The 26,276-nt window shown below is 55.6% G+C and carries 16 protein-coding genes, 6 tRNA genes and 3 rRNA genes; 23 read left to right on the top strand and 2 right to left on the bottom strand.

Going from position 1 to position 26,276, the window contains the following annotated elements; translation table 11 throughout:
- The first annotated feature begins 72 nt into the window (after positions 1-72).
- Positions 73-1,107, top strand: coding sequence for an N-acetyl-gamma-glutamyl-phosphate reductase (gene argC / locus J2Y83_RS25895; RefSeq protein WP_247405766.1), 1,035 nt, complete (start codon positions 73-75; stop codon positions 1,105-1,107).
- A 153-nt stretch (positions 1,108-1,260) separates the two neighbouring features.
- The gene (erpA, locus tag J2Y83_RS25890) at positions 1,261-1,611 is read left to right on the top strand and encodes an iron-sulfur cluster insertion protein ErpA (protein ID WP_007906865.1); all 351 of its coding nucleotides are present in this window, start codon (positions 1,261-1,263) and stop codon (positions 1,609-1,611) included.
- A 78-nt stretch (positions 1,612-1,689) separates the two neighbouring features.
- Here the strand turns inward: erpA and J2Y83_RS25885 are convergent, their stop codons facing one another.
- The gene (locus J2Y83_RS25885) at positions 1,690-2,781 is read right to left on the bottom strand and encodes an anhydro-N-acetylmuramic acid kinase (RefSeq protein ID WP_253399588.1); all 1,092 of its coding nucleotides are present in this window, start codon (positions 2,779-2,781) and stop codon (positions 1,690-1,692) included.
- A 3-nt stretch (positions 2,782-2,784) separates the two neighbouring features.
- Entirely contained in the window at positions 2,785-4,203 is a 1,419-nt protein-coding gene (locus J2Y83_RS25880) for a peptidoglycan DD-metalloendopeptidase family protein (protein WP_253399587.1), read from the bottom strand.
- Positions 4,204-4,412: 209 nt separating this feature from the next.
- On the opposite strand from J2Y83_RS25880, the gene tyrS reads away from it, so the two are divergent.
- From tyrS to rpoC, 21 genes are all read left to right on the top strand, one after another.
- Positions 4,413-5,612, top strand: a complete 1,200-nt coding sequence (gene tyrS, locus J2Y83_RS25875; protein ID WP_247405756.1) for a tyrosine--tRNA ligase — start codon at positions 4,413-4,415, stop codon at positions 5,610-5,612.
- Between the two features lie 552 nt (positions 5,613-6,164).
- A 16S ribosomal RNA gene (locus tag J2Y83_RS25870) occupies positions 6,165-7,701 on the top strand.
- 82 nt (positions 7,702-7,783) lie between these two features.
- Positions 7,784-7,860 (top strand) — tRNA-Ile (locus J2Y83_RS25865).
- Positions 7,861-7,887: 27 nt separating this feature from the next.
- A tRNA-Ala gene (locus J2Y83_RS25860) sits at positions 7,888-7,963 on the top strand.
- Between the two features lie 247 nt (positions 7,964-8,210).
- Positions 8,211-11,101, top strand: a 23S ribosomal RNA gene (locus J2Y83_RS25855).
- A gap of 157 nt (positions 11,102-11,258) precedes the next feature.
- A 5S ribosomal RNA gene (gene rrf / locus J2Y83_RS25850) occupies positions 11,259-11,374 on the top strand.
- Together the 16S, 23S and 5S rRNA genes with 2 tRNA genes alongside form the textbook arrangement of a ribosomal RNA operon.
- 167 nt (positions 11,375-11,541) lie before the next feature.
- Positions 11,542-12,501: a bifunctional biotin--[acetyl-CoA-carboxylase] ligase/biotin operon repressor BirA gene (gene birA / locus J2Y83_RS25845; protein WP_253399586.1), complete on the top strand. Its 960-nt coding sequence runs from the start codon at positions 11,542-11,544 to the stop codon at positions 12,499-12,501.
- The gene (locus tag J2Y83_RS25840; protein WP_253399585.1) at positions 12,491-13,240 is read left to right on the top strand and encodes a pantothenate kinase; all 750 of its coding nucleotides are present in this window, start codon (positions 12,491-12,493) and stop codon (positions 13,238-13,240) included. Before birA ends, J2Y83_RS25840 begins: the two co-directional genes overlap by 11 nt.
- 7 nt (positions 13,241-13,247) lie before the next feature.
- Positions 13,248-13,694, top strand: a complete 447-nt coding sequence (locus tag J2Y83_RS25835; RefSeq protein WP_253399584.1) for a hypothetical protein — start codon at positions 13,248-13,250, stop codon at positions 13,692-13,694.
- A gap of 142 nt (positions 13,695-13,836) precedes the next feature.
- Positions 13,837-13,921: transfer RNA gene (locus J2Y83_RS25830), tRNA-Tyr, on the top strand.
- A gap of 24 nt (positions 13,922-13,945) precedes the next feature.
- Positions 13,946-14,019: transfer RNA gene (locus J2Y83_RS25825), tRNA-Gly, on the top strand.
- A gap of 26 nt (positions 14,020-14,045) precedes the next feature.
- Positions 14,046-14,121 (top strand) — tRNA-Thr (locus J2Y83_RS25820).
- A 161-nt stretch (positions 14,122-14,282) separates the two neighbouring features.
- Positions 14,283-14,358: transfer RNA gene (locus J2Y83_RS25815), tRNA-Trp, on the top strand.
- Positions 14,359-14,403: 45 nt separating this feature from the next.
- Positions 14,404-14,772: a preprotein translocase subunit SecE gene (gene secE / locus J2Y83_RS25810; protein WP_003194658.1), complete on the top strand. Its 369-nt coding sequence runs from the start codon at positions 14,404-14,406 to the stop codon at positions 14,770-14,772.
- A 9-nt stretch (positions 14,773-14,781) separates the two neighbouring features.
- Positions 14,782-15,315, top strand: coding sequence for a transcription termination/antitermination protein NusG (gene nusG, locus J2Y83_RS25805; protein WP_003176436.1), 534 nt, complete (start codon positions 14,782-14,784; stop codon positions 15,313-15,315).
- Positions 15,316-15,431: 116 nt separating this feature from the next.
- Positions 15,432-15,863 carry a 50S ribosomal protein L11 gene (gene rplK, locus J2Y83_RS25800; RefSeq protein WP_003210097.1) on the top strand — a complete coding sequence of 144 codons (432 nt, stop codon included), beginning with the start codon at positions 15,432-15,434 and terminating at the stop codon, positions 15,861-15,863.
- Complete coding sequence (gene rplA / locus J2Y83_RS25795; RefSeq protein WP_150642949.1) at positions 15,863-16,558, top strand: 50S ribosomal protein L1; 696 nt, start codon at positions 15,863-15,865, stop codon at positions 16,556-16,558. The genes rplK and rplA overlap by 1 nt, the downstream gene beginning before the upstream one ends.
- A gap of 199 nt (positions 16,559-16,757) precedes the next feature.
- Positions 16,758-17,258 (top strand): 50S ribosomal protein L10, encoded by a 501-nt coding sequence (rplJ, locus tag J2Y83_RS25790; RefSeq protein ID WP_253399583.1) that lies wholly within the window; start codon positions 16,758-16,760, stop codon positions 17,256-17,258.
- Positions 17,259-17,336: 78 nt separating this feature from the next.
- Positions 17,337-17,702: a 50S ribosomal protein L7/L12 gene (gene rplL / locus J2Y83_RS25785; RefSeq protein ID WP_046486495.1), complete on the top strand. Its 366-nt coding sequence runs from the start codon at positions 17,337-17,339 to the stop codon at positions 17,700-17,702.
- Positions 17,703-17,921: 219 nt separating this feature from the next.
- Entirely contained in the window at positions 17,922-21,995 is a 4,074-nt protein-coding gene (rpoB, locus tag J2Y83_RS25780; protein ID WP_253399582.1) for a DNA-directed RNA polymerase subunit beta, read from the top strand.
- A gap of 64 nt (positions 21,996-22,059) precedes the next feature.
- Entirely contained in the window at positions 22,060-26,259 is a 4,200-nt protein-coding gene (gene rpoC / locus J2Y83_RS25775) for a DNA-directed RNA polymerase subunit beta' (RefSeq protein WP_017848799.1), read from the top strand.
- Positions 26,260-26,276: the final 17 nt, after the last annotated feature.

Genomic DNA, 26,276 nt, shown 5'->3' with positions numbered 1-26,276 from the left:
TTGGCGGTTGTCGCAGAACGATGCGGCCCCTATTATCGACCACTTTCCAGTGGGTTCGTTGAGGGCAGGTTTATGGTCAAGGTCGGTATCGTCGGCGGCACGGGTTACACCGGTGTCGAATTGCTGCGTCTGTTGGCACAGCATCCGCAAGCTGAGGTGGTGGTCATCACTTCCCGATCCGAGGCCGGTCTGGCTGTGGCCGATATGTATCCGAACCTGCGAGGCCATTACGACGGCCTGGCGTTCAGCGTGCCGGACATCAAGACCCTCGGCGCCTGTGACGTGGTGTTCTTTGCCACGCCCCACGGCGTTGCCCATGCGCTGGCCGGTGAGCTGCTGGCCGCCGGCACCAAGGTCATCGATCTGTCGGCGGACTTCCGTCTGCAGGACGCCGACGAGTGGGCCAAATGGTACGGCCAACCACACGGTGCGCCGCAGCTGTTGGAAGAGGCGGTATATGGCCTGCCGGAAGTCAATCGTGAGCAGATCAAGCAAGCGCGCCTGATCGCCGTGCCGGGCTGCTATCCGACCGCGACGCAGTTGGGTTTCCTGCCATTGCTCGAAGCCGGGCTGGCGGATACTTCGCGCTTGATCGCGGACTGCAAGTCGGGTGTCAGCGGCGCCGGTCGTGGGGCCGCAGTGGGGTCGCTGTACTCCGAGACGTCGGAAAGCATGAAGGCCTATGCGGTAAAAGGGCACCGCCATCTGCCGGAAATCCGCCAGGGGTTGCGTCGCGCCGCCGGTAAGGACGTGGGGCTGACCTTCGTGCCGCACCTGACCCCGATGATCCGTGGCATTCACTCGACGCTGTACGCGACCGTGGTGGATCGCTCGGTCGATCTGCAGGCGCTGTTTGAAAAGCGCTACGCCAACGAGCCGTTCGTCGATGTGATGCCGGCCGGCAGTCATCCGGAAACCCGCAGCGTGCGCGGCGCCAATGTGTGCCGGATTGCCGTGCATCGTCCGCAGGACGGTGACTTGGTGGTGGTGCTGTCGGTGATCGATAATCTGGTCAAGGGCGCGTCGGGCCAGGCGGTGCAGAACATGAACATCCTGTTCGGCCTGGATGAGAAGCTGGGCTTGTCCCACGCAGGCATGCTGCCTTAAGGGCAGCTGTAGGCTTCAAGTTGTAAGCCGCATGCTTGGCGCTGGCGACTTGAAGCTCGCCGCTGCTCCCATAATAGTTGACCGCTTTTCTAGGAGAAGCGGATAATGCCGACCATTACGCATATGGCGGCGGTACGCCGGGAGATTATCAGCATGAGCGTTGAATCCTTCACCCCCACGGCTTTGCAATTCACCCACGGTGCTGCGCACAAGGTGAAGAGCCTGGTCGATGAAGAGGGTAATGATCGCTTGAAGCTGCGCGTATTTGTTACGGGCGGCGGTTGTTCAGGGTTTCAGTACGGTTTTACCTTCGATGAAGAAGTGGCCGATGACGACACCATCGTTGAGCGCGAGGGCGTGAGCCTGGTTGTGGACCCAATGAGTTTCCAATACTTGGCAGGCGCCGAGGTGGATTACCAGGAAGGTCTGGAGGGTTCGCGTTTCGTGATCAAGAACCCTAATGCCACCACTACGTGTGGTTGCGGGTCTTCGTTCTCGATCTGATCGGTCGCGGACACAAAAACGCCGCTTGGCTTTGATCGGCCAAGCGGCGTTTTGCTGTCTGCGGATTATGGGGGGCAGTCAGGCGGGGTAGATCGCGCCCAGGACTCGCAGCCCGCGCGCGCCGGTGACGCTGGGGCGGTTGGCGGCGATGCCTTCCAGGCAGCAATGGGCCAGCCAGGCGAAGGCCATGGCTTCGACCCAGTCTGGATCTACGCCGCAGGTGGCGGTGCTGCTGACCCGGGTCGATGGCAACAGCGCGGCCAGGCGCTTCATCAGTGTGGCGTTATGGGTGCCGCCGCCGCAGACCAGCAGGGTCTCTGTGTGGGGTTGGGCGGTTTGCAGGGACTCGACGATGGTCAGCGCCGTCAGTTCGAGCAGCGTGGCCTGGATGTCCTGAGGGGCGAATGCGGGCAGGCGCGCCAGGTGCTGTTGCAGCCATTCCAGGTTGAACACTTCGCGCCCGGTACTTTTCGGGCCTTTGGTCGAGAAGAAGGGGTCGCCGAGCAGCGCGTTGAGCAGTTGAGGTTCAACTTTACCGCTGGCAGCCCACAGGCCATCGCGATCAAAGTGTTCACCGCGCTGTTGGTGAATCCAGGCATCCAGCAAGACATTGCCCGGGCCGCAGTCGAAGCCGGCTACGGGCTTGTCGGTCTCGATCAGACTGAGGTTGCTGAAACCTCCGACATTCAATACCGCACGATTCCCGCTGCGCTCGTCAAACAGTGCTTCATGAAAAGCTGGCACCAAGGGCGCACCCTGGCCACCCGCGGCAACGTCGCGGCTGCGGAAGTCGCTGACCACAGTGATTCCAGTCAGTTCGGTGAGCAGGGCGGGATTGCCGATCTGTACGGTGAAGCCGCGTGCCGGTTCATGGCGGATCGTCTGCCCATGGCTGCCGATCGCGCGAATGTCCTGGGGCTTGAGGTTGTGCTGGTCCAGCAGGGCATGGATGCCCTGGGCGGCGAGTGCAACCCAGTGCTGCTGGGCAATGGCTGAGCGGGCGATCTCATCCGGGCCGCTGGCGCACAGGCCGAGCAGTTCCCCGCGCAGGCTGTCAGGCATGGGGATGTAGTGAGTGGCAATCAGCTTGATCGCCACGTCGTGTTCGATCAGGGCGATATCCAGGCCATCGAGGCTGGTCCCGGACATCACGCCTATATAGAGCGGCATACCTTAACGCTTCGCCGAAGCCAGCAGGGTGGAGCGCTCCTGATCCATGCGCGCCATCAGCGGTTGGCTTTGTTGCATGAAGCGTGCGCGTTCGGCCTTGGCGATCGGGTCGGCCATCGGCAGCTTCTGGCCCAATGGATCGACGTGTACGCCATTGACCTGGAACTCATAGTGCAAGTGTGGGCCGGTGGACAGGCCGGTGGTGCCGATGTAGCCGATCACCTGGCCCTGCTTCACGTTGCCGCCAGTCTGTACGCCCTTGGCGAACCCTTGCATGTGGCCATACAGCGTGCGGTAGGTATTGCCGTGCTGGATGATCACCGTGTTGCCGTAACCGCCGCGACGTCCGGCCAGCAGTACCTTGCCGTCACCTGCCGCTTTGATGGGCGTACCGCGCGGAGCGGCATAGTCGACGCCTTTGTGGGCGCGGATTTTGTTCAGAATTGGGTGCTTGCGACCCATGGAAAAACGCGAGCTAATGCGGGCGAAATCCACAGGTGTACGGATAAAGGCCTTGCGCATGCTGTTGCCATCAGCGGTGTAGTAGCTGCTGTTGCCTTGTTTGTTGGTGTAGCGCACTGCGGTGTAGGTCTTGCCGCGGTTGGTAAACCGCGCGGAGAGGATGTTGCCGGTGCCGACCACTTTACCGTTGGCGACCTTCTGCTCGTAGATCACATCGAATTCGTCACCCTGGCGGATGTCCTGGGCGAAGTCGATGTCGTAGCCAAACACGCTGGCCATGTCCATGGTCATGCTGTGGGACAAGCCAGCACGGGCGGCCGATTGCGACAGCGAGCTGTTGATCACGCCGTGTACATAGGCGGAACGCATCACTGGTTTGGTGGTGATGCGATTGAACGCGAAGCCCTTGGCATCCTTGGTCAGGGTGATGCTTTCCAGGTCGCTGAGGTTGCTGTGCAGGTTGTTCAACTGGCCGTCGGGGGTCAGTTCGAACTCGAGTTTTTGACCGCGCTTGAGCTGGGTGAATTGCTTGGCTTGTTTATCGCTGGCCAAGACCTCATTAACAGTGGCAGCAGGCAGGCCGACCTTCTCGAACAGCGTGGAAAGCGTGTCGCCTTTACCGACGAGCACCTCGCGATGCTGAGGGTTCTTGGCCAGCGCTGGCGCAGGTGCCGCCTGCTGCTGGGCGGTTTTGTCGGTTTCGTCGGGGGCGCTTTCGATCTGGGCAAACGGCGAATCGACAGGTGCATTTGTGGCTTGTTGCGCGTCGGAAGCGTCTTGATCTTGTGTCAGTTGTTCAACTGGACTTTCCAGGTCAAGGCTCAGGGATGTTCGTTTGGCTTCTACGTCACTGGAAGGGAATACCAGGAGTGCCAGGCTCAAAAGGGCGGCGATACCACTTGCAGCGAGCAAGTGGGTCTTTGGGTAAAGCGGCGGCGCTTTAGACGGTTCTGTGGTCATAGGTAATTTTGACTTTGAAGATGAAATGGAAAAGATGAATGACATGATGAAGATGAAATAACTGTATAAAATATAACCAAATCATCTGTGGCGCAAGCTCGCGAACGTTGGGCTTGCTCAACGGTGTCCGTGCGCAGGGCAAAACTTGTAATTAGTCCCTGATCTTGTATGGTTGGTTCCCTTTTGAATCTGAGCCTTGCGGGTCTGTTATGAAGTCGGTTGAAGAACAGCTAGCGCTGATAAAACGTGGTGCGGAAGAACTGTTGGTCGAGGCGGAGCTGATCGAAAAGCTCAAGCGTGGCCAGCCCCTGCGTATCAAGGCCGGCTTTGATCCGACGGCGCCGGATCTGCACCTGGGTCATACCGTGCTTATTAATAAGTTGCGGCAGTTCCAGGACCTGGGGCATCAGGTGATCTTCCTTATAGGGGATTTCACCGGGATGATCGGTGATCCGAGCGGCAAGAGCGCCACGCGTCCGCCGCTGACCCGTGAACAGGTTCTCGATAACGCCGAGACCTACAAGACCCAGGTGTTCAAGATTCTCGATCCGGCCAAGACCGAGGTGGCCTTCAACTCCACCTGGATGGACAAGATGGCGCCGGCGGATTTCATTCGTCTGACATCCCAGTACACGGTAGCGCGCATGCTTGAGCGCGATGACTTCGACAAGCGCTATTCCTCCAATCAGCCGATCGCGATTCACGAGTTCCTGTACCCGCTGGTCCAGGGCTATGACTCGGTGGCGTTGCGGGCTGACGTTGAGTTGGGTGGCACCGATCAGAAGTTCAACCTTCTGATGGGGCGTGAGCTGCAGCGGGCGTATGGGCAGGAAGCTCAGTGCGTTCTGACCATGCCGTTGCTGGAAGGGTTGGACGGCGTCAAGAAGATGTCCAAGTCCCTGGGTAACTATGTCGGCATCCAGGAAGCGCCGGGCGTGATGTACGGCAAGCTGGTTTCGATTCCTGATGCGCTGATGTGGCGTTACTTCGAGCTGTTGAGCTTCCGCTCGATGGACGAGATCAATGCGCTGCGTGCGGATGTCGAAGCGGGCGCCAATCCTCGTGACGTGAAGATCAAGCTGGCTGAAGAGATTGTTGCGCGTTTCCATGGTGAAGAGGCTGCGGCCAGTGCTCATCGTGCAGCGGGCAATCGGATGAAGGATGGCGAGCTGCCGGATGATCTGCCGGAGATCGAGCTGACTGCTGCAGAGGCGATGCCGATCGCGGCCGTCCTTAATAAGGCGGGCCTGGTGAAGAACTCGGCGGTCGCGCGTGACCTCTTGGGTTCCGGTGGTGTGCGTATAGATGGTGAAGTGGTTGATCGCACCTTTATATACGAACTGGGCGCGACCCATGTTTGTCAGGCTGGGAAGAAGGCATTTGCGCGTATTACGCTCAAATCCGAATAAGTCTGAAATTAACGGTTGACGGCGATTTATATCTGTCTATAATTCGCCCCACTTCCGGCGCAGTCGAAACGGAAAACTCCTTGGTAAACAAAGAGTTATGCGAGATTCGACAGCGGCCTGCTTCAGTTCATCGAAGCCTGGAAGGAGTTGGTAGAGCAGAGTTGTTTGGCTCTATTAACGTTTCGATCTTCTCGGTCGAAAGCGGAGAAAAAGAGGTGTTGACAGCAGCGTGTAACGCTGTAGAATTCGCCTCCCGCTAACGAGAGATCGGAAGCGCAAGTGGTTGAAGTTACAAAGGAAACTTTGAAAACTTCTTAAAATAATCACTTGACAGCAAATGAGGCTGCTGTAGAATGCGCGCCTCGGTTGAGACGAAAGATCTTAACCAACCGCTCTTTAACAACTGAATCAAGCAATTCGTGTGGGTGCTTGTGGAGTCAGACTGATAGTCAACAAGATTATCAGCATCACAAGTTACTCCGCGAGAAATCAAAGATGTAACCAACGATTGCTGAGCCAAGTTTAGGGTTTCTTAAAAACCCAAAGATGTTTGAACTGAAGAGTTTGATCATGGCTCAGATTGAACGCTGGCGGCAGGCCTAACACATGCAAGTCGAGCGGTAGAGAGAAGCTTGCTTCTCTTGAGAGCGGCGGACGGGTGAGTAATGCCTAGGAATCTGCCTGGTAGTGGGGGATAACGTTCGGAAACGGACGCTAATACCGCATACGTCCTACGGGAGAAAGCAGGGGACCTTCGGGCCTTGCGCTATCAGATGAGCCTAGGTCGGATTAGCTAGTTGGTGAGGTAATGGCTCACCAAGGCGACGATCCGTAACTGGTCTGAGAGGATGATCAGTCACACTGGAACTGAGACACGGTCCAGACTCCTACGGGAGGCAGCAGTGGGGAATATTGGACAATGGGCGAAAGCCTGATCCAGCCATGCCGCGTGTGTGAAGAAGGTCTTCGGATTGTAAAGCACTTTAAGTTGGGAGGAAGAGCAGTTACCTAATACGTGATTGTTTTGACGTTACCGACAGAATAAGCACCGGCTAACTCTGTGCCAGCAGCCGCGGTAATACAGAGGGTGCAAGCGTTAATCGGAATTACTGGGCGTAAAGCGCGCGTAGGTGGTTAGTTAAGTTGGATGTGAAATCCCCGGGCTCAACCTGGGAACTGCATTCAAAACTGACTGACTAGAGTATGGTAGAGGGTGGTGGAATTTCCTGTGTAGCGGTGAAATGCGTAGATATAGGAAGGAACACCAGTGGCGAAGGCGACCACCTGGACTGATACTGACACTGAGGTGCGAAAGCGTGGGGAGCAAACAGGATTAGATACCCTGGTAGTCCACGCCGTAAACGATGTCAACTAGCCGTTGGGAGCCTTGAGCTCTTAGTGGCGCAGCTAACGCATTAAGTTGACCGCCTGGGGAGTACGGCCGCAAGGTTAAAACTCAAATGAATTGACGGGGGCCCGCACAAGCGGTGGAGCATGTGGTTTAATTCGAAGCAACGCGAAGAACCTTACCAGGCCTTGACATCCAATGAACTTTCTAGAGATAGATTGGTGCCTTCGGGAACATTGAGACAGGTGCTGCATGGCTGTCGTCAGCTCGTGTCGTGAGATGTTGGGTTAAGTCCCGTAACGAGCGCAACCCTTGTCCTTAGTTACCAGCACGTCATGGTGGGCACTCTAAGGAGACTGCCGGTGACAAACCGGAGGAAGGTGGGGATGACGTCAAGTCATCATGGCCCTTACGGCCTGGGCTACACACGTGCTACAATGGTCGGTACAGAGGGTTGCCAAGCCGCGAGGTGGAGCTAATCCCAGAAAACCGATCGTAGTCCGGATCGCAGTCTGCAACTCGACTGCGTGAAGTCGGAATCGCTAGTAATCGCGAATCAGAATGTCGCGGTGAATACGTTCCCGGGCCTTGTACACACCGCCCGTCACACCATGGGAGTGGGTTGCACCAGAAGTAGCTAGTCTAACCTTCGGGAGGACGGTTACCACGGTGTGATTCATGACTGGGGTGAAGTCGTAACAAGGTAGCCGTAGGGGAACCTGCGGCTGGATCACCTCCTTAATCGACGACATCAGCTGCTCCATAAGTTCCCACACGAATTGCTTGATTCATTGAAGAAGACGATAAGAAGCAGCCCGAAATTGGGTCTGTAGCTCAGTTGGTTAGAGCGCACCCCTGATAAGGGTGAGGTCGGCAGTTCGAATCTGCCCAGACCCACCAATTTTGTGTGGGAACCTGTAGAAATACGGGGCCATAGCTCAGCTGGGAGAGCGCCTGCCTTGCACGCAGGAGGTCAACGGTTCGATCCCGTTTGGCTCCACCACTACTGCTTCTAGAAGTTGAAAGCTTAGAAATGAGCATTCCATCGTGATGATGGTGAATGTTGATTTCTAGTCTTTGATTAGATCGTTCTTTAAAAATTTGGGTATGTGATAGAAAGATAGACTGAACGTTACTTTCACTGGTAACGGATCAGGCTAAGGTAAAATTTGTGAGTTCTCTTAATTGAGAAATTCGAATTTTCGGCGAATGTCGTCTTCACAGTATAACCAGATTGCTTGGGGTTATATGGTCAAGTGAAGAAGCGCATACGGTGGATGCCTTGGCAGTCAGAGGCGATGAAAGACGTGGTAGCCTGCGAAAAGCTTCGGGGAGTCGGCAAACAGACTTTGATCCGGAGATGTCTGAATGGGGGAACCCAGCCATCATAAGATGGTTACCTTACACTGAATACATAGGTGTAAGGGGCGAACCAGGGGAACTGAAACATCTAAGTACCCTGAGGAAAAGAAATCAACCGAGATTCCCTTAGTAGTGGCGAGCGAACGGGGACTAGCCCTTAAGTGGCTTTGAGATTAGCGGAACGCTCTGGAAAGTGCGGCCATAGTGGGTGATAGCCCTGTACGCGAAAATCTCTTAGTCATGAAATCGAGTAGGACGGAGCACGAGAAACTTTGTCTGAATATGGGGGGACCATCCTCCAAGGCTAAATACTACTGACTGACCGATAGTGAACTAGTACCGTGAGGGAAAGGCGAAAAGAACCCCGGAGAGGGGAGTGAAATAGATCCTGAAACCGTATGCGTACAAGCAGTGGGAGCCTACTTGTTAGGTGACTGCGTACCTTTTGTATAATGGGTCAGCGACTTATTTTCAGTGGCGAGCTTAACCGAATAGGGGAGGCGTAGCGAAAGCGAGTCTTAATAGGGCGTCTAGTCGCTGGGAATAGACCCGAAACCGGGCGATCTATCCATGGGCAGGTTGAAGGTTGGGTAACACTAACTGGAGGACCGAACCGACTACCGTTGAAAAGTTAGCGGATGACCTGTGGATCGGAGTGAAAGGCTAATCAAGCTCGGAGATAGCTGGTTCTCCTCGAAAGCTATTTAGGTAGCGCCTCATGTATCACTGTAGGGGGTAGAGCACTGTTTCGGCTAGGGGGTCATCCCGACTTACCAAACCGATGCAAACTCCGAATACCTACAAGTGCCGAGCATGGGAGACACACGGCGGGTGCTAACGTCCGTCGTGAAAAGGGAAACAACCCAGACCGTCAGCTAAGGTCCCAAAGTTATGGTTAAGTGGGAAACGATGTGGGAAGGCTTAGACAGCTAGGAGGTTGGCTTAGAAGCAGCCACCCTTTAAAGAAAGCGTAATAGCTCACTAGTCGAGTCGGCCTGCGCGGAAGATGTAACGGGGCTCAAACCATACACCGAAGCTACGGGTATCACTTAGGTGATGCGGTAGAGGAGCGTTCTGTAAGCCTGTGAAGGTGAGTTGAGAAGCTTGCTGGAGGTATCAGAAGTGCGAATGCTGACATGAGTAACGATAATGGGTGTGAAAAACACCCACGCCGAAAGACCAAGGTTTCCTGCGCAACGTTAATCGACGCAGGGTTAGTCGGTCCCTAAGGCGAGGCTGAAAAGCGTAGTCGATGGAAAACAGGTTAATATTCCTGTACTTCTGGTTATTGCGATGGAGGGACGGAGAAGGCTAGGCCAGCTTGGCGTTGGTTGTCCAAGTTTAAGGTGGTAGGCTGGAATCTTAGGTAAATCCGGGATTCTAAGGCCGAGAGCTGATGACGAGTTATCTTTTAGATGACGAAGTGGTTGATGCCATGCTTCCAAGAAAAGCTTCTAAGCTTCAGGTAACCAGGAACCGTACCCCAAACCGACACAGGTGGTTGGGTAGAGAATACCAAGGCGCTTGAGAGAACTCGGGTGAAGGAACTAGGCAAAATGGCACCGTAACTTCGGGAGAAGGTGCGCCGGTGAGGGTGAAGGACTTGCTCCGTAAGCTCATGCCGGTCGAAGATACCAGGCCGCTGCGACTGTTTATTAAAAACACAGCACTCTGCAAACACGAAAGTGGACGTATAGGGTGTGACGCCTGCCCGGTGCCGGAAGGTTAATTGATGGGGTTAGCTAACGCGAAGCTCTTGATCGAAGCCCCGGTAAACGGCGGCCGTAACTATAACGGTCCTAAGGTAGCGAAATTCCTTGTCGGGTAAGTTCCGACCTGCACGAATGGCGTAACGATGGCGGCGCTGTCTCCACCCGAGACTCAGTGAAATTGAAATCGCTGTGAAGATGCAGTGTATCCGCGGCTAGACGGAAAGACCCCGTGAACCTTTACTATAGCTTTGCACTGGACTTTGAATTTGCTTGTGTAGGATAGGTGGGAGGCTTTGAAGCGTGGACGCCAGTTCGCGTGGAGCCAACCTTGAAATACCACCCTGGCAACTTTGAGGTTCTAACTCAGGTCCGTTATCCGGATCGAGGACAGTGTATGGTGGGTAGTTTGACTGGGGCGGTCTCCTCCTAAAGAGTAACGGAGGAGTACGAAGGTGCGCTCAGACCGGTCGGAAATCGGTCGTAGAGTATAAAGGCAAAAGCGCGCTTGACTGCGAGACAGACACGTCGAGCAGGTACGAAAGTAGGTCTTAGTGATCCGGTGGTTCTGTATGGAAGGGCCATCGCTCAACGGATAAAAGGTACTCCGGGGATAACAGGCTGATACCGCCCAAGAGTTCATATCGACGGCGGTGTTTGGCACCTCGATGTCGGCTCATCACATCCTGGGGCTGAAGCCGGTCCCAAGGGTATGGCTGTTCGCCATTTAAAGTGGTACGCGAGCTGGGTTTAGAACGTCGTGAGACAGTTCGGTCCCTATCTGCCGTGGACGTTTGAGATTTGAGAGGGGCTGCTCCTAGTACGAGAGGACCGGAGTGGACGAACCTCTGGTGTTCCGGTTGTCACGCCAGTGGCATTGCCGGGTAGCTATGTTCGGAATAGATAACCGCTGAAAGCATCTAAGCGGGAAACTAGCCTCAAGATGAGATCTCACTGGGACCTTGAGTCCCCTGAAGGGCCGTCGAAGACTACGACGTTGATAGGTTGGGTGTGTAAGCGCTGTGAGGCGTTGAGCTAACCAATACTAATTGCCCGTGAGGCTTGACCATATAACACCCAAGCAATTTGACTACTCGAAAGAGCATCAGATTGCGGTGTGTGAAGACGAAACGAACCGAAAGTTCGACTCTTACAAAACACCGAAAGCTATCACATACCCAATTTGCTGAAGCGAGGCCAACTGGTCACGACTCAGTACCCGAATTTCTTGACGACCATAGAGCATTGGAACCACCTGATCCCATCCCGAACTCAGCAGTGAAACGATGCATCGCCGATGGTAGTGTGGGGTTTCCCCATGTGAGAGTAGGTCATCGTCAAGATTAAATTCCAGAACCCCTGTTTGCTTACGCAGACAGGGGTTTTGTTTGTCCGCTCGAAAAGTGCGAAGAGGCTCATCGCGATAGTCTTCAGTGCTAAGGTTCGGCCTTTCTATGCAATGACCCTGCGCATGGCTATCATGCGTGCCTCATTGTGAGGCGATACTTGCATGCTGACGTTGTTAAAACTTCTGAAAGATGGCCGATTCCACTCCGGGGAGGCACTTGGCGCCGCCCTGGGCGTCAGTCGCAGTGCTGTATGGAAGCAGCTTCAGCATCTTGAGGCTGAGTTAAACTTGCCCATCCACAAAGTGCGTGGCAGGGGGTATCAGTTGGCATCGCCGCTGGTGTTCTTGAATGCTGAAGACATTGCGCTGAAGGCGCCTTCATTGGCATGGCCCGTCCACATCTCTGATTCTATTGACTCCACCAATGCTGAGGCCTTGCGCCTTGTCGATGCGGGGTGCGCGGCGCCATTTCTGGTGCTCGCGGAGCAACAAACCGCAGGAAGAGGCCGGCGGGGGCGCAAGTGGGTCAGTCCGTTCGCCCAGAATGTGTATTACAGCCTCGTGCTGCGCGTCGAGGGCGGCCTGCGGCAACTAGAGGGGCTGAGCCTGGTTGTGGGGCTTGCGGTTATGCAGGCCCTGCGTGAGTCCGGCGTGCAAGGGGCTGCCTTGAAATGGCCGAACGACGTCCTGGTGGGGCAAAAAAAAATTGCCGGAATCCTGTTGGAGTTGGTGGGCGATCCTGCTGATATCTGTCACGTTGTTCTCGGGATCGGCATTAACGTGAATATGCAGAAAGCCACTGCAGTTGATCAGCAGTGGACGTCGGTGCAACTGGAAACGGGCCTTCCCGTGGATCGTAATCTACTTGTGGCGCAGTTGGGTCTGCAGTTGCAAAACTACCTGCAGCGACATACAGCCTCCGGCTTTGCGGCGCTTCAGGAAGAGTGGGAGCAGAATCATCTATGGCAGGGCAGGGCGGTGTCCCTCATTGCTGGCGTCAATCGTATTGACGGGGTGGTCCTGGGTGTCGACCGCCAGGGGGCGTTGCGTTTGAACGTGGATGGTGTTGAAAAAATATATAGCGGTGGTGAGTTAAGCCTGAGGTTGCGTGATGATTCTTGAGCTCGACTGTGGGAATAGCTTTATCAAATGGCGCGTACTTGAATCGGATCAGGCGAAAGCATCCGCCGAAGGTGTCGTAGGTTCGGATTTCGCATTGCTTGAAAGTCTGGCAGCGCTACCTGGGCTGTCGTTGACGCGTTGCCGTTTGGTGAGCGTTCGGGCTTTGGAAGAAACCAATAAGCTGGTCGAGGTGCTGCAAGGGGCTTTCGGTGTTGCCGTATCCTGTGCTGGGTCCGCGCGCGAGATGGCCGGAGTGCGCAATGGCTACGAGGACTTCGAGCGTCTTGGTCTTGATCGCTGGTTGGCGATGCTGGGAGGCTTCAAGCTGGCGCCGGGCGCATGCCTGGTGCTGGATTTTGGTACCGCGGCCACGGCAGATTTCATCGCGGCGGATGGCGAGCACCTGGGAGGCTTCATTTGCCCCGGCATGCCGTTGATGCGCAACCAGTTGCGAACGCACACCCGCAAGATACGCTACGACGACGCGGCTGCTGAGCGTGCCCTGGAGCGGCTTTCCCCTGGGCGCACCACCGTAGAGGCTGTCGAGCGGGGCTGTACGCTGATGCTCAGAGGGTTCGTGTTGACCCAGCTTGAGTTGGCCCGAAGCTACTGGGGTGATGATTTCACCGTATTCCTCACGGGTGGGGATGCTGATCTGGTCTCGGATGCCGTGCCGCAGGCGCGGTTGGTTCCGGACCTGGTTTTCGTTGGTCTGGCAATGGCGTGTCCTTTGTCCTGAGGTGCTTATGCGTTGGCTGTTTTTACTTTTACTCGTTCTTAATGCCTTCTATTACGTTTGGCATCAGCAAGAGGCTCCGTTGCGCGCCAAGGATGTCACGCCCCTGAGTCTTTATCGTGGCCCTCAGCAGGATATTCGGCTGCTGAGTGAGTCCTCTGATTCGGTGTCTCGGCGCGACCGAGCAAAAGCGCCTGACGCGCAGAATACCTGCTTATACATCGGCGGCTTTGCCGACCAGCGCCAGGCACAGTCTGTCGAGCAGCGTCTTACAAGCCTGGATATAAAGGTCAAGGTTCAACTGTTGAACACGCCTGAGGCATCCGGTTACTGGCTTCGTGTGGCCCCTGAAAGCCGACGCCTGGCTGAGGATCTGCCGTTTGAAAACCTTGCTAAAGAATTCAATGAGTTAAAACATAAAATAATGCTGTGCGAAGGCATTGCAACTCTCGAATAGTTTGCATAGAATGGCGCCCGCTTCGCAGTGAAGACCTTTAAGGTCTACAGCGTGAAGCGAACGTCAACGCAGCTAACCTCATATTTTTAATGAGAAAATGCTTGACAGAAGGCCGGCGTGATGTAGAATGTCGGCTCGCTTAGGAGGGGTTCCCGAGCGGCCAAAGGGATCAGACTGTAAATCTGACGTCTACGACTTCGAAGGTTCGAATCCTTCCCCCTCCACCATTTTTAGCGTGAGCTGCAAGCTCCGCGGGTATAGTTTAGTGGTAGAACCTCAGCCTTCCAAGCTGATGATGCGGGTTCGATTCCCGCTACCCGCTCCAAGTTTGCAGGTTGTGCAGCGTGTTTTGCTCTTGTAGCTCAGTTGGTAGAGCACACCCTTGGTAAGGGTGAGGTCAGCGGTTCAAATCCGCTCAAGAGCTCCATATAACAAGGCAGATATGAAAATATCTGCCTTTGTTTTAACGGCTATCTCGGCTTGATCCTGTTGTAGTTGGCGTTTGTGCCAGGTGGTATCAAGTCTCTTGGGGTTGGCTGTTGTAAAGTCTTTTTCAGGCCTGCATAATGGTCGGCCTGATTTTGTTTTAGGTCAGTAGCTCAATTGGCAGAGCGACGGTCTCCAAAACCGTAGGTTGGGGGTTCGATTCCCTCCTGACCTGCCAGATTCACGTGGTGTATCTGGCTTTCTTTTCACAGGATCTTCATAGATGACTCCTAAGGCTGAAGCTCAAAGCTCTCGTTTCGATCTGGTCAAGTGGCTTGCTGTAGTCGCATTGGTGGTCGTAGGCGTTGTTGGCAATCAGTACTATTCTGCTTCGCCGATCCTGTACCGCGTACTCGCTTTGCTCGCCCTCGCTGCTGTAGCTGCCTTTGTAGGCCTGCAGACTGCCAAAGGCAAGTCTTTCGCGGTCCTGGTAAAGGAAGCTCGCACCGAAATTCGTAAAGTCGTTTGGCCGACTCGCCAAGAAACCACGCAGACCACGTTGATTGTTGTGGCTGTTGTTCTGGTTATGGCGTTGCTGTTGTGGGGGCTTGATTCCCTGCTCGGCTGGCTTGTTTCCTTGATTGTTGGCTAAGGGTGTCCCGTGGCTAAGCGTTGGTACGTTGTGCATGCTTACTCGGGTTACGAGAAGCATGTTATGCGCTCTTTGCTAGAGCGCGTAAAGCTGGCAGGCATGGAAGATGGCTTCGGCGAAATTCTGGTTCCCACTGAAGAAGTGGTTGAAATGCGGAATGGTCAGAAGCGCAAGAGTGAACGCAAGTTCTTCCCTGGCTACGTGTTGGTTCAGATGGACATGAATGAAGGTACTTGGCACTTAGTCAAGGATACCCCTCGTGTCATGGGTTTCATTGGCGGTACTGCCGATAAGCCTGCTCCGATCACCGACAAAGAAGCAGAAGCGATTCTGCGTCGTGTTGCTGACGGTAGCGACAAGCCCAAGCCGAAGACGTTGTTCGAGCCGGGTGAGGTTGTTCGTGTTACCGATGGTCCGTTTGCTGATTTCAACGGCACCGTCGAAGAAGTTAACTACGAAAAGAGCCGGATCCAAGTGGCGGTGCTCATTTTCGGACGCTCTACTCCGGTAGAGTTGGAGTTCAGTCAGGTCGAGAAGGTCTAGCTGAGCAAGCATCCCAACCCCGCAGCCTAGGCTGTGGGGTTTTGTCGTCACTGGGATAAACGCGCAAGTAACCGGGGAGCCTTTCGAGGCGTTCGAACCCGTAATTGGAGTGCCTCATGGCCAAGAAGATTACCGCTTACATCAAGCTGCAAGTGAAGGCCGCTCAGGCCAACCCTAGCCCACCCGTCGGTCCAGCTCTGGGTCAGCACGGCGTGAACATCATGGAATTCTGCAAGGCCTTCAACGCCCGTACACAGGGTATTGAGCCAGGTCTGCCGACTCCAGTGATCATCACTGTATACAGCGACCGTAGCTTCACCTTCGAAACCAAGTCGACCCCGGCTTCGGTTCTGTTGAAGAAAGCTGCTGGTCTGACTAGCGGTTCCGCTCGTCCTAACACCGTTAAGGTTGGCACCGTGACTCGTGCTCAGCTGGAAGAAATCGCGAAAACCAAAAACGCGGATCTGACTGCAGCTGATATGGATGCAGCCGTGCGTACCATCGCCGGTTCTGCCCGTAGCATGGGCCTTAACGTGGAGGGTGTGTAATGGCTAAGCTGACCAAGCGCCAAAAGGCTATCGCCGGCAAAATCGAAGCAGGCAAGGCCTACAACTTTGTAGACGCTGCTGCACTGCTGACCGAGCTGTCGACTGTCAAGTTCAGCGAGTCCGTTGACATTGCTGTAAACCTGGGTGTTGACCCACGTAAATCCGACCAGGTCGTTCGTAGCGCTACTGTGCTGCCACACGGTACTGGCAAGACTGTACGTGTTGCTGTCTTCACCCAAGGTCCAGCAGCTGAAGCTGCTCTGGCCGCTGGCGCCGATCGCGTTGGCATGGACGACCTGGCTGCCGAAATGAAAGGCGGCGACCTGAACTATGACGTCGTTATTGCTTCCCCGGATGCAATGCGCGTTGTCGGTCAGTTGGGTCAGATCCTCGGTCCACGTGGTCTGATGCCTAACCCGAAAGTCGGCACCGTAACCCCAGACGTCGCTACCGCGGTTAAAAACGCCAAGGCTGGTCAGGTTCGTTATCGCACTGACAAAAACGGCATCATTCACACTTCCGTTGGCAAAGTCGGCTTCGATGCCGTCAAGCTGAAGGAAAACGTTGAAGCCCTGATCGCTGATCTGAAGCGCATCAAGCCAGCTTCTTCGAAAGGCATCTACGTCAAGCGCGTTACCCTGAGCACCACTATGGGCCCAGGTCTGGTCATCGACCAAGGCTCGCTGGACGTATAAGACACACGTTGGCGTGAGCGATCGCGTCAATTGAAAAAATTGGGGTCCCTGCCTGGCGGGGGCTATCCAAGACCGTAGGCGACGCAAGTCTTAAACCTCAAGCCTACGCAGATGGTGCTCCCGGTTCCTTACCGAATCAGACACCAAAACGACATCCGGCTTCGGCCAGATGAAACGGTAACAAGCAGGAGTTTAACCCGTGGCAATTAATCTCGAAGACAAGAAGGCCATCGTCGCTGAAGTCAACGAGGCTGCCAAAGCTGCTCTGTCCGCTGTCGTGGCTGATGCCCGTGGTGTGACAGTAGGCGCTATGACCGGACTCCGTAAAGAGGCTCGTGAAGCTGGCGTATACGTACGTGTTGTACGTAACACCCTGCTCAAGCGCGCTGTTGCTGACACTGAATACAGTGTTCTCAACGACGTGTTCACCGGCCCGACTCTGATCGCGTTCTCCACAGATCATCCAGGCGCTGCTGCCCGTTTGTTCAAAGAGTTCGCCAAGAGTCAGGAAAAGTTCGAGATCAAGGCAGCTGCGTTCGAGGGCAAGTTCCTCGCAGCTAACCAAATCGACGTACTGGCAACACTGCCGACCCGTAACGAAGCTATTTCGCAGCTGATGAGCGTGATTCAAGGCGCTACCAGCAAGCTGGCTCGTACTCTGGCTGCAGTTCGCGAGCAAAAAGAAGCTGCCGCAGCCTAAGGCTGAGCATTTTCTCTCGCGTATTTTTGTTTATTTCGATGGCCGCGTAGGCCGTCCCCCAATTCAGGAAATACAGTAATGTCTATCTCCCAAGAAGATATCCTCAACGCCGTAGCTGAAATGTCGGTTCTGCAGGTTGTTGAGCTGATCAAAGCTTTCGAAGAAAAATTCGGCGTTTCCGCTGCCGCTGCTTCCGCTGGCCCAGCCGCTGTTGCTGCTGTTGCTGAAGAGCAAACCGAATTCAACGTCATGCTGCTGGAAGCTGGCGAGAAGAAAGTAAACGTGATCAAGGCAGTTCGTGAACTGACCGGTCTGGGCCTGAAAGAAGCCAAGGCTGTAGTTGACGGCGCTCCTGCCATGGTTCTGGAAGCTGTTGCCAAAGACGCAGCTGACAAAGCCAAGGCCGCTCTGGAAGAAGCAGGCGCTAAAGTCGAGCTGAAGTAAGCATCGACCTTGCGTCTCCAGCCCAAGCGTTAAGCTGAAGGCTGATGGCTGGTGGCTCTTGCCACCGGCCTTTTTCCGTTCTTGGCTGTCGACTCGGTCGCCGCCATTAACGCGCTGTAGCCACCCGATGCGGTGGTGCAAACCAAGGGGTTTGCAAGATTTTCTGGCTGCTCCCGTCGGGAGGGCCAAACAAGCAGGTGACCAAGCTGGGGAACGCTGATGGCTTACTCATATACTGAGAAAAAACGTATCCGCAAGGACTTTAGCAAGTTGCCGGACGTCATGGATGTCCCGTACCTTCTGGCTATCCAGCTGGATTCGTATCGTGAATTCTTGCAGGCGGGAGCGACCAAAGATCAGTTCCGCGACGTGGGCCTGCATGCGGCCTTCAAATCCGTTTTCCCGATCATCAGCTACTCCGGCAATGCTGCGCTGGAGTACGTCGGTTATCGCCTGGGCGAACCGGCATTTGATGTCAAAGAATGCGTGTTGCGCGGTGTTACGTACGCCGTACCTTTGCGGGTAAAAGTCCGTCTGATCATTTTCGACAAAGAATCGTCGAACAAAGCGATCAAGGACATCAAAGAGCAAGAAGTCTACATGGGCGAAATCCCACTGATGACTGAAAACGGTACCTTCGTTATCAACGGTACCGAGCGTGTTATCGTTTCCCAGCTGCACCGTTCCCCGGGCGTGTTCTTCGACCACGACCGCGGCAAGACGCACAGCTCCGGCAAGCTCCTGTACTCCGCGCGGATCATTCCGTACCGCGGTTCGTGGTTGGACTTCGAGTTCGACCCGAAAGACTGCGTGTTCGTGCGTATCGACCGTCGTCGCAAGCTGCCGGCCTCCGTGCTGCTGCGCGCGCTCGGCTATACCACTGAGCAAGTGCTGGACGCTTTCTACACCACCAACGTATTCAGCCTGAAGGATGAAACCCTCAGCCTGGAACTGATTGCTTCGCGTCTGCGTGGTGAAATTGCTGTCCTGGATATCCAGGATGAAAATGGCAAGGTCATCGTTGAAGCCGGCCGCCGTATCACTGCGCGCCACATCAACCAGATCGAAAAGGCCGGTATCAAGTCGCTGGACGTGCCTCTGGACTACGTCCTGGGTCGCACGACCGCCAAGGTCATCGTTCACCCGGCTACAGGCGAAATCCTGGCTGAGTGCAACACCGAGCTGAACACCGAAATCCTGGCAAAAATCGCCAAGGCTCAGGTTGTTCGCATCGAAACCTTGTACACCAACGATATCGACTGCGGTCCGTTCGTCTCCGACACCCTGAAGATCGACTCCACCAGCAACCAATTGGAAGCGCTGGTCGAGATCTATCGCATGATGCGTCCTGGCGAGCCACCTACCAAAGACGCTGCCGAAACCCTGTTCAACAACCTGTTCTTCAGCCCTGAGCGCTATGACCTGTCTGCGGTCGGCCGGATGAAGTTCAACCGTCGTATCGGTCGTACCGAGATCGAAGGTTCGGGCGTGCTGTGCAAGGAAGACATCGTTGCGGTCCTGAAGACTCTGGTCGACATCCGTAACGGCAAAGGCATCGTCGATGACATCGACCACCTGGGTAACCGTCGTGTTCGCTGCGTAGGCGAAATGGCCGAGAACCAGTTCCGCGTTGGCCTGGTACGTGTTGAGCGTGCGGTCAAAGAGCGTCTGTCGATGGCTGAAAGTGAAGGCCTGATGCCGCAAGACTTGATCAACGCCAAGCCAGTGGCTGCAGCGGTGAAAGAGTTCTTCGGTTCCAGCCAGCTCTCGCAGTTCATGGACCAGAACAACCCGCTCTCCGAGATCACCCACAAGCGCCGTGTATCCGCACTGGGCCCGGGCGGTCTGACCCGTGAACGTGCAGGCTTTGAAGTCCGTGACGTACACCCGACGCACTACGGTCGTGTTTGCCCGATCGAAACGCCGGAAGGTCCGAACATCGGTCTGATCAACTCCCTGGCTGCCTATGCGCGCACCAACCAGTACGGCTTCCTTGAGAGCCCGTACCGCGTGGTGAAAGACGCTCTGGTCACCGACGAGATCGTGTTCCTGTCCGCCATCGAAGAAGCTGATCACGTGATCGCCCAGGCTTCGGCCACGATGAACGACAAGAAAATGCTGATCGACGAGCTGGTAGCTGTTCGTCACTTGAACGAATTCACCGTCAAGGCGCCGGAAGACGTCACCTTGATGGACGTTTCGCCGAAGCAGGTAGTTTCGGTTGCAGCGTCGCTGATCCCGTTCCTGGAACACGATGACGCCAACCGTGCGTTGATGGGTTCCAACATGCAGCGTCAAGCTGTACCGACCCTGCGCGCTGATAAGCCGCTGGTAGGTACCGGCATGGAGCGTAACGTTGCGCGTGACTCCGGCGTTTGCGTCGTGGCCCGTCGTGGCGGTGTGATCGACTCCGTTGATGCCAGCCGTATCGTGGTTCGTGTTGCCGATGACGAAGTTGAAACTGGCGAAGCCGGTGTCGACATCTACAACCTGACCAAATACACCCGCTCGAACCAGAACACCTGCATTAACCAGCGTCCGCTGGTGCGTAAGGGTGATCGCGTTCAGCGTAGCGACATTATGGCCGACGGCCCTTCCACCGATATGGGTGAGCTGGCTCTGGGCCAGAACATGCGCATCGCGTTCATGGCCTGGAACGGTTACAACTTCGAAGACTCCATCTGCTTGTCCGAGCGTGTTGTTCAAGAAGACCGTTTCACCACGATCCACATCCAGGAACTGACCTGTGTGGCGCGTGACACCAAGCTTGGGCCTGAGGAAATCACTGCAGACATCCCGAACGTGGGTGAAGCTGCACTGAACAAGCTGGACGAAGCCGGTATCGTTTACGTAGGTGCTGAAGTTGGCGCAGGCGACATCCTGGTCGGTAAGGTCACTCCGAAAGGCGAGACCCAACTGACTCCGGAAGAGAAGCTGCTGCGTGCCATCTTCGGTGAAAAAGCCAGCGACGTGAAAGACACTTCCCTGCGTGTACCGACCGGTACCAAGGGCACTGTCATCGACGTACAGGTCTTCACCCGCGACGGCGTTGAGCGTGATGCTCGTGCTCTGTCCATCGAGAAGATCCAACTCGACGAGATCCGCAAGGACCTGAACGAAGAGTTCCGTATCGTTGAAGGCGCGACCTTCGAACGTCTGCGTTCCGCTCTGGTAGGCCGCAAGGCTGAAGGCGGCGCCGGCCTGAAGAAAGGTCAGGACATCACCGACGAAGTACTCGACGGTCTTGAGCACGGCCAGTGGTTCAAACTGCGCATGGCTGAAGATGCTCTGAACGAGCAACTCGAGAAGGCCCAGGCCTACATCGTTGATCGTCGTCGTCTGCTGGACGACAAGTTCGAAGACAAGAAGCGCAAACTGCAGCAGGGCGATGACCTGGCTCCAGGCGTGCTGAAAATCGTCAAGGTTTACCTGGCAATCCGTCGCCGCATCCAACCGGGCGACAAGATGGCCGGTCGTCACGGTAACAAGGGTGTGGTCTCCGTGATCATGCCGGTTGAAGACATGCCGCACGATGCCAATGGCACCCCGGTCGACGTCGTCCTCAACCCGTTGGGCGTACCTTCGCGTATGAACGTTGGTCAGATCCTTGAAACCCACCTGGGCCTCGCGGCCAAAGGTCTGGGCGAGAAGATCAACCGTATGATCGAAGAGCAGCGCAAGGTTGCTGACCTGCGCAAGTTCCTGCACGAGATCTACAACGAGATCGGCGGCCGCAAAGAAGAGCTGGATACCTTCACCGACCAGGAAATCCTGGATCTGGCGAAGAACCTGCGCGGCGGTGTTCCAATGGCTACCCCAGTGTTCGACGGTGCCAAGGAAAGCGAAATCAAGGCCATGCTGAAACTGGCAGACCTGCCGGAAAGCGGCCAGATGCAGCTGTTCGACGGCCGTACCGGCAACAAGTTCGAGCGCCCGGTTACTGTTGGCTACATGTACATGCTGAAGCTGAACCACTTGGTAGACGACAAGATGCACGCTCGTTCTACCGGTTCGTACAGCCTGGTTACCCAGCAGCCGCTGGGTGGTAAGGCTCAGTTCGGTGGTCAGCGTTTCGGGGAGATGGAGGTCTGGGCACTGGAAGCATACGGTGCTGCTTACACTCTGCAAGAAATGCTCACAGTGAAGTCAGACGATGTGAACGGTCGGACCAAGATGTACAAAAACATCGTGGACGGCGATCACCGTATGGAGCCGGGCATGCCCGAGTCCTTCAACGTGTTGATCAAAGAAATTCGTTCCCTCGGCATCGATATCGATCTGGAAACCGAATAACACGTGACGCGAATCGAGAGCGGGGCTGTTTAGCCCGCTCTCTGCTCCGCCAGGAGGAAAGGCCTTGAAAGACCTACTGAATTTGCTGAAAAACCAGGGTCAAGTCGAAGAGTTCGACGCCATCCGTATTGGACTGGCATCGCCTGAGATGATCCGTTCGTGGTCGTTCGGTGAAGTTAAAAAGCCGGAAACCATCAACTACCGTACGTTCAAACCTGAGCGTGACGGCCTGTTCTGCGCCAAGATCTTTGGCCCGGTAAAGGATTACGAGTGCCTGTGCGGTAAGTACAAGCGCTTGAAGCACCGTGGTGTGATCTGCGAGAAGTGCGGCGTTGAAGTCGCACTGGCCAAGGTTCGTCGTGAGCGCATGGCGCACATCGAACTGGCTTCGCCGGTTGCCCACATCTGGTTCCTGAAATCGCTGCCGTCCCGTATCGGCTTGCTGATGGACATGACCCTGCGTGATATCGAACGCGTTCTCTACTTCGAGAGCTATGTCGTTATCGATCCAGGCATGACCACCCTTGAAAAAGGTCAGTTGCTGAACGACGAGCAGTACTTCGAAGCGCTGGAAGAGTTTGGCGACGATTTCGATGCCCGCATGGGTGCCGAAGCTGTCCGCGAACTGCTGCACGCTATCGACCTGGAGCACGAGATTGGCCGTCTGCGTGAAGAAATTCCGCAAACCAACTCCGAAACCAAGATCAAGAAGCTGTCCAAGCGTCTGAAGTTGATGGAGGCCTTCCAGGGTTCCGGCAACTTGCCAGAGTGGATGGTGCTGACCGTTCTGCCGGTTCTGCCGCCAGACCTGCGTCCGCTGGTACCGTTGGACGGTGGTCGTTTCGCGACGTCCGACCTCAACGACCTGTACCGCCGCGTGATCAACCGTAACAACCGCTTGAAGCGCCTGCTCGATCTGTCCGCTCCGGACATCATCGTGCGCAACGAAAAGCGTATGTTGCAAGAAGCCGTCGATGCCCTGCTCGACAACGGCCGTCGTGGCCGCGCTATCACCGGTTCGAACAAGCGTCCTCTGAAATCCTTGGCTGACATGATCAAGGGTAAGCAAGGTCGTTTCCGTCAGAACTTGCTCGGTAAGCGTGTTGACTACTCCGGTCGTTCGGTAATTACCGTAGGCCCGACCCTGCGTCTGCACCAGTGCGGTCTGCCTAAGAAGATGGCTCTCGAGCTGTTCAAGCCGTTCATCTTCGGCAAGCTGGAAATGCGCGGTCTCGCGACCACCATCAAAGCGGCCAAGAAAATGGTCGAGCGCGAACTGCCAGAGGTTTGGGACGTTCTCGCTGAAGTGATCCGCGAACACCCGGTTCTCCTCAACCGTGCACCGACCCTTCACCGTCTGGGTATCCAGGCGTTTGAACCGGTACTGATCGAAGGTAAGGCTATCCAGCTGCACCCTCTGGTCTGTGCTGCGTACAACGCCGACTTCGACGGCGACCAAATGGCCGTGCACGTACCGCTGACACTGGAAGCCCAGTTGGAAGCGCGTGCGTTGATGATGTCGACCAACAACATCCTGTCGCCAGCCAACGGTGAGCCAATCATCGTTCCGTCGCAGGACGTTGTATTGGGTCTGTACTACATGACCCGTGAAGCGATCAACGCCAAGGGCGAAGGTCGTGTATTCGCTGACCTGCAGGAAGTTGACCGTGTGTTCCGTGCCGGCGAAGCCGCACTGCACGCCAAGGTCAAAGTGCGGATTCATGAAACCGTGAACGACCGTGACGGCGGCAGCGTGAGCAATGTCCGTATCGTCGACACCACTGTCGGCCGTGCGCTGTTGTATCAGGTTGTGCCAAAAGGTCTGTCTTACGACGTCGTCAACCTGCCGATGAAGAAAAAGGCGATCTCCAAGCTGATCAACCAGTGCTACCGCGTGGTTGGTCTGAAAGAGACCGTGATTTTCGCTGACCAGTTGATGTACACCGGTTTTGCTTATTCGACCATTTCCGGCGTTTCCATCGGTGTTAACGACTTCGTTATCCCGGATGAAAAAGCCCGCATCATCAGTGCTGCCACTGATGAAGTGAAAGAGATCGAAAGCCAGTACGCTTCCGGCCTGGTAACCCAGGGCGAGAAGTACAACAAAGTGATCGACCTTTGGTCCAAGGCCAACGACGAAGTGTCGAAGGCAATGATGGCTAACCTCTCGAAAGAGAAAGTTATCGACCGTCATGGCGTGGAAGTCGATCAAGAGTCGTTCAACTCGATGTACATGATGGCTGACTCGGGCGCACGGGGTTCTGCTGCGCAGATCCGTCAGCTCGCCGGTATGCGTGGCCTGATGGCCAAGCCGGACGGTTCCATCATCGAAACGCCGATTACTGCGAACTTCCGTGAAGGTTTGAGCGTACTTCAGTACTTCATCTCCACTCACGGTGCTCGTAAAGGTCTGGCGGATACCGCGTTGAAAACCGCTAACTCCGGTTACCTGACTCGTCGTCTGGTAGACGTTGCACAAGATCTGGTTGTAACCGAGATCGATTGCGGCACCGAACACGGCTTGCTGATGACACCGCACATTGAAGGCGGTGACGTTGTAGAGCCGCTGGGTGAGCGCGTATTGGGTCGTGTTATTGCCCGTGACGTATTCAAGCCAGGTACCGAGGAAATTATCGTTCCTGCCGGCACCCTGGTTGACGAGAAGTGGGTCGAGTTCATCGAACTCAACAGCATCGACGAAGTGATCGTTCGCTCGCCGATCAGCTGTGAAACCCGCTTCGGCATTTGCGCCAAGTGCTATGGCCGTGACTTGGCTCGTGGTCACCAGGTGAACATCGGTGAAGCGGTCGGCGTTATCGCTGCCCAGTCCATCGGTGAGCCGGGTACCCAGCTGACCATGCGTACATTCCACATCGGTGGTGCGGCAAGCCGGACCTCCGCAGCCGACAGCGTTCAGGTGAAGAATGGCGGTACCGTCCGTCTGCACAACCTGAAGCACGTTGAACGAGTGGATGGTTGCCTGGTTGCTGTGTCCCGTTCCGGTGAGCTGGCAATCGCTGACGACTACGGTCGTGAGCGTGAGCGCTACAAGCTGCCGTATGGTGCTGTGATTTCGGTTAAAGAAGGTGACAAGGTCGACGCTGGCGCAATCGTGGCCAAGTGGGATCCGCACACTCACCCAATCGTTACCGAAATGAAAGGTACCGTGACCTACGTGGGCATGGAAGAAGGCATCACGATCAAGCGTCAGACTGACGAATTGACCGGTATGACCAACATTGAAGTCCTCGACGCGAAAGATCGTCCAGCTGCCGGTAAAGACATCCGTCCTGCCGTGAAGATGGTCGATGACAACGGCAAGGATCTGTTGCTGCCAGGCACTGACGTAATCGCTCAGTACTTCCTGCCAGCCAACGCCCTGGTCGGTGTAGCGGATGGTGCGAAGATTGCGATCGGTGACGTTATCGCGCGTATCCCGCAAGAGACTTCGAAGACCCGTGACATCACCGGTGGTCTGCCGCGTGTTGCCGACTTGTTCGAGGCTCGTCGTCCGAAAGAAGCGTCGATTCTGGCTGAAGTCAGCGGCACCATCGCGTTCGGTAAAGAGACCAAGGGCAAGCGCCGTCTGGTCATTACTCCGAACGACGGTAGCGATCCGTATGAAGAGCTGATTCCGAAGTGGCGTCACCTGAACGTGTTCGAAGGCGAACAGGTAAACCGCGGCGAAGTTATCTCCGACGGTCCGAGCGATCCACACGACATCCTGCGTCTGCTGGGTGTGAGTGCGCTGGCCAAGTACATCGTTAACGAGATCCAGGACGTTTACCGTCTGCAAGGCGTGAAGATCAACGATAAGCACATCGAGACCATTCTGCGTCAGATGCTGCGTAAAGTTGAAATCGCTGAATCCGGCGATTCCAGTTTCATCAAGGGCGACCAGATGGAACTGACTCACGTACTGGTAGAAAACGAACGTCTGGCAGCCGACGAGAAATTTGTTTCCAAATTTACTCGTGTGCTGCTGGGTATCACCAAGGCGTCGTTGTCCACTGAATCGTTCATCTCGGCGGCCTCCTTCCAGGAGACCACTCGCGTACTGACCGAAGCAGCGGTAACCGGCAAGCGCGATTACCTGCGCGGCCTGAAAGAAAACGTGGTTGTGGGTCGTCTGATCCCAGCCGGTACCGGTTTGGCTTACCACAGCGAGCGCAAGCGCCGCCGTGATGCTGACAAGCCGTTGCGCGTAAGCGCCAGTGAAGTGGAAGCTGCACTGACCGAAGCGCTGAACTCAAGCGGTAACTGAGTTCTGCGATAAATAAG

The sequence above is a fragment of the Pseudomonas marginalis genome (assembly GCF_024169655.1).
Taxonomy (GTDB): domain Bacteria; phylum Pseudomonadota; class Gammaproteobacteria; order Pseudomonadales; family Pseudomonadaceae; genus Aquipseudomonas; species Aquipseudomonas paraveronii.
The sequence above is the reverse complement of the archived record's forward strand: the minus strand, read 5'-3'. Positions and strand labels throughout refer to the sequence as shown.

What these genes read in the sequence shown, in the direction of transcription:
- J2Y83_RS25885 (WP_253399588.1), bottom strand. Translation starts at nt 2,781, where the DNA reads ATGCCGCTCTATATAGGCGTGATGTCCGGGACCAGCCTCGATGGCCTG.
- J2Y83_RS25840 (WP_253399585.1), top strand. Translation starts at nt 12,491, where the DNA reads ATGATTCTTGAGCTCGACTGTGGGAATAGCTTTATCAAATGGCGCGTA.
- erpA (WP_007906865.1), top strand. Translation starts at nt 1,261, where the DNA reads ATGAGCGTTGAATCCTTCACCCCCACGGCTTTGCAATTCACCCACGGT.
- J2Y83_RS25835 (WP_253399584.1), top strand. Translation starts at nt 13,248, where the DNA reads ATGCGTTGGCTGTTTTTACTTTTACTCGTTCTTAATGCCTTCTATTAC.
- rplL (WP_046486495.1), top strand. Translation starts at nt 17,337, where the DNA reads ATGTCTATCTCCCAAGAAGATATCCTCAACGCCGTAGCTGAAATGTCG.
- tyrS (WP_247405756.1), top strand. Translation starts at nt 4,413, where the DNA reads ATGAAGTCGGTTGAAGAACAGCTAGCGCTGATAAAACGTGGTGCGGAA.
- rpoB (WP_253399582.1), top strand. Translation starts at nt 17,922, where the DNA reads ATGGCTTACTCATATACTGAGAAAAAACGTATCCGCAAGGACTTTAGC.
- secE (WP_003194658.1), top strand. Translation starts at nt 14,404, where the DNA reads ATGACTCCTAAGGCTGAAGCTCAAAGCTCTCGTTTCGATCTGGTCAAG.
- J2Y83_RS25880 (WP_253399587.1), bottom strand. Translation starts at nt 4,203, where the DNA reads ATGACCACAGAACCGTCTAAAGCGCCGCCGCTTTACCCAAAGACCCAC.
- rplK (WP_003210097.1), top strand. Translation starts at nt 15,432, where the DNA reads ATGGCCAAGAAGATTACCGCTTACATCAAGCTGCAAGTGAAGGCCGCT.
- birA (WP_253399586.1), top strand. Translation starts at nt 11,542, where the DNA reads ATGCTGACGTTGTTAAAACTTCTGAAAGATGGCCGATTCCACTCCGGG.
- argC (WP_247405766.1), top strand. Translation starts at nt 73, where the DNA reads ATGGTCAAGGTCGGTATCGTCGGCGGCACGGGTTACACCGGTGTCGAA.
- rplA (WP_150642949.1), top strand. Translation starts at nt 15,863, where the DNA reads ATGGCTAAGCTGACCAAGCGCCAAAAGGCTATCGCCGGCAAAATCGAA.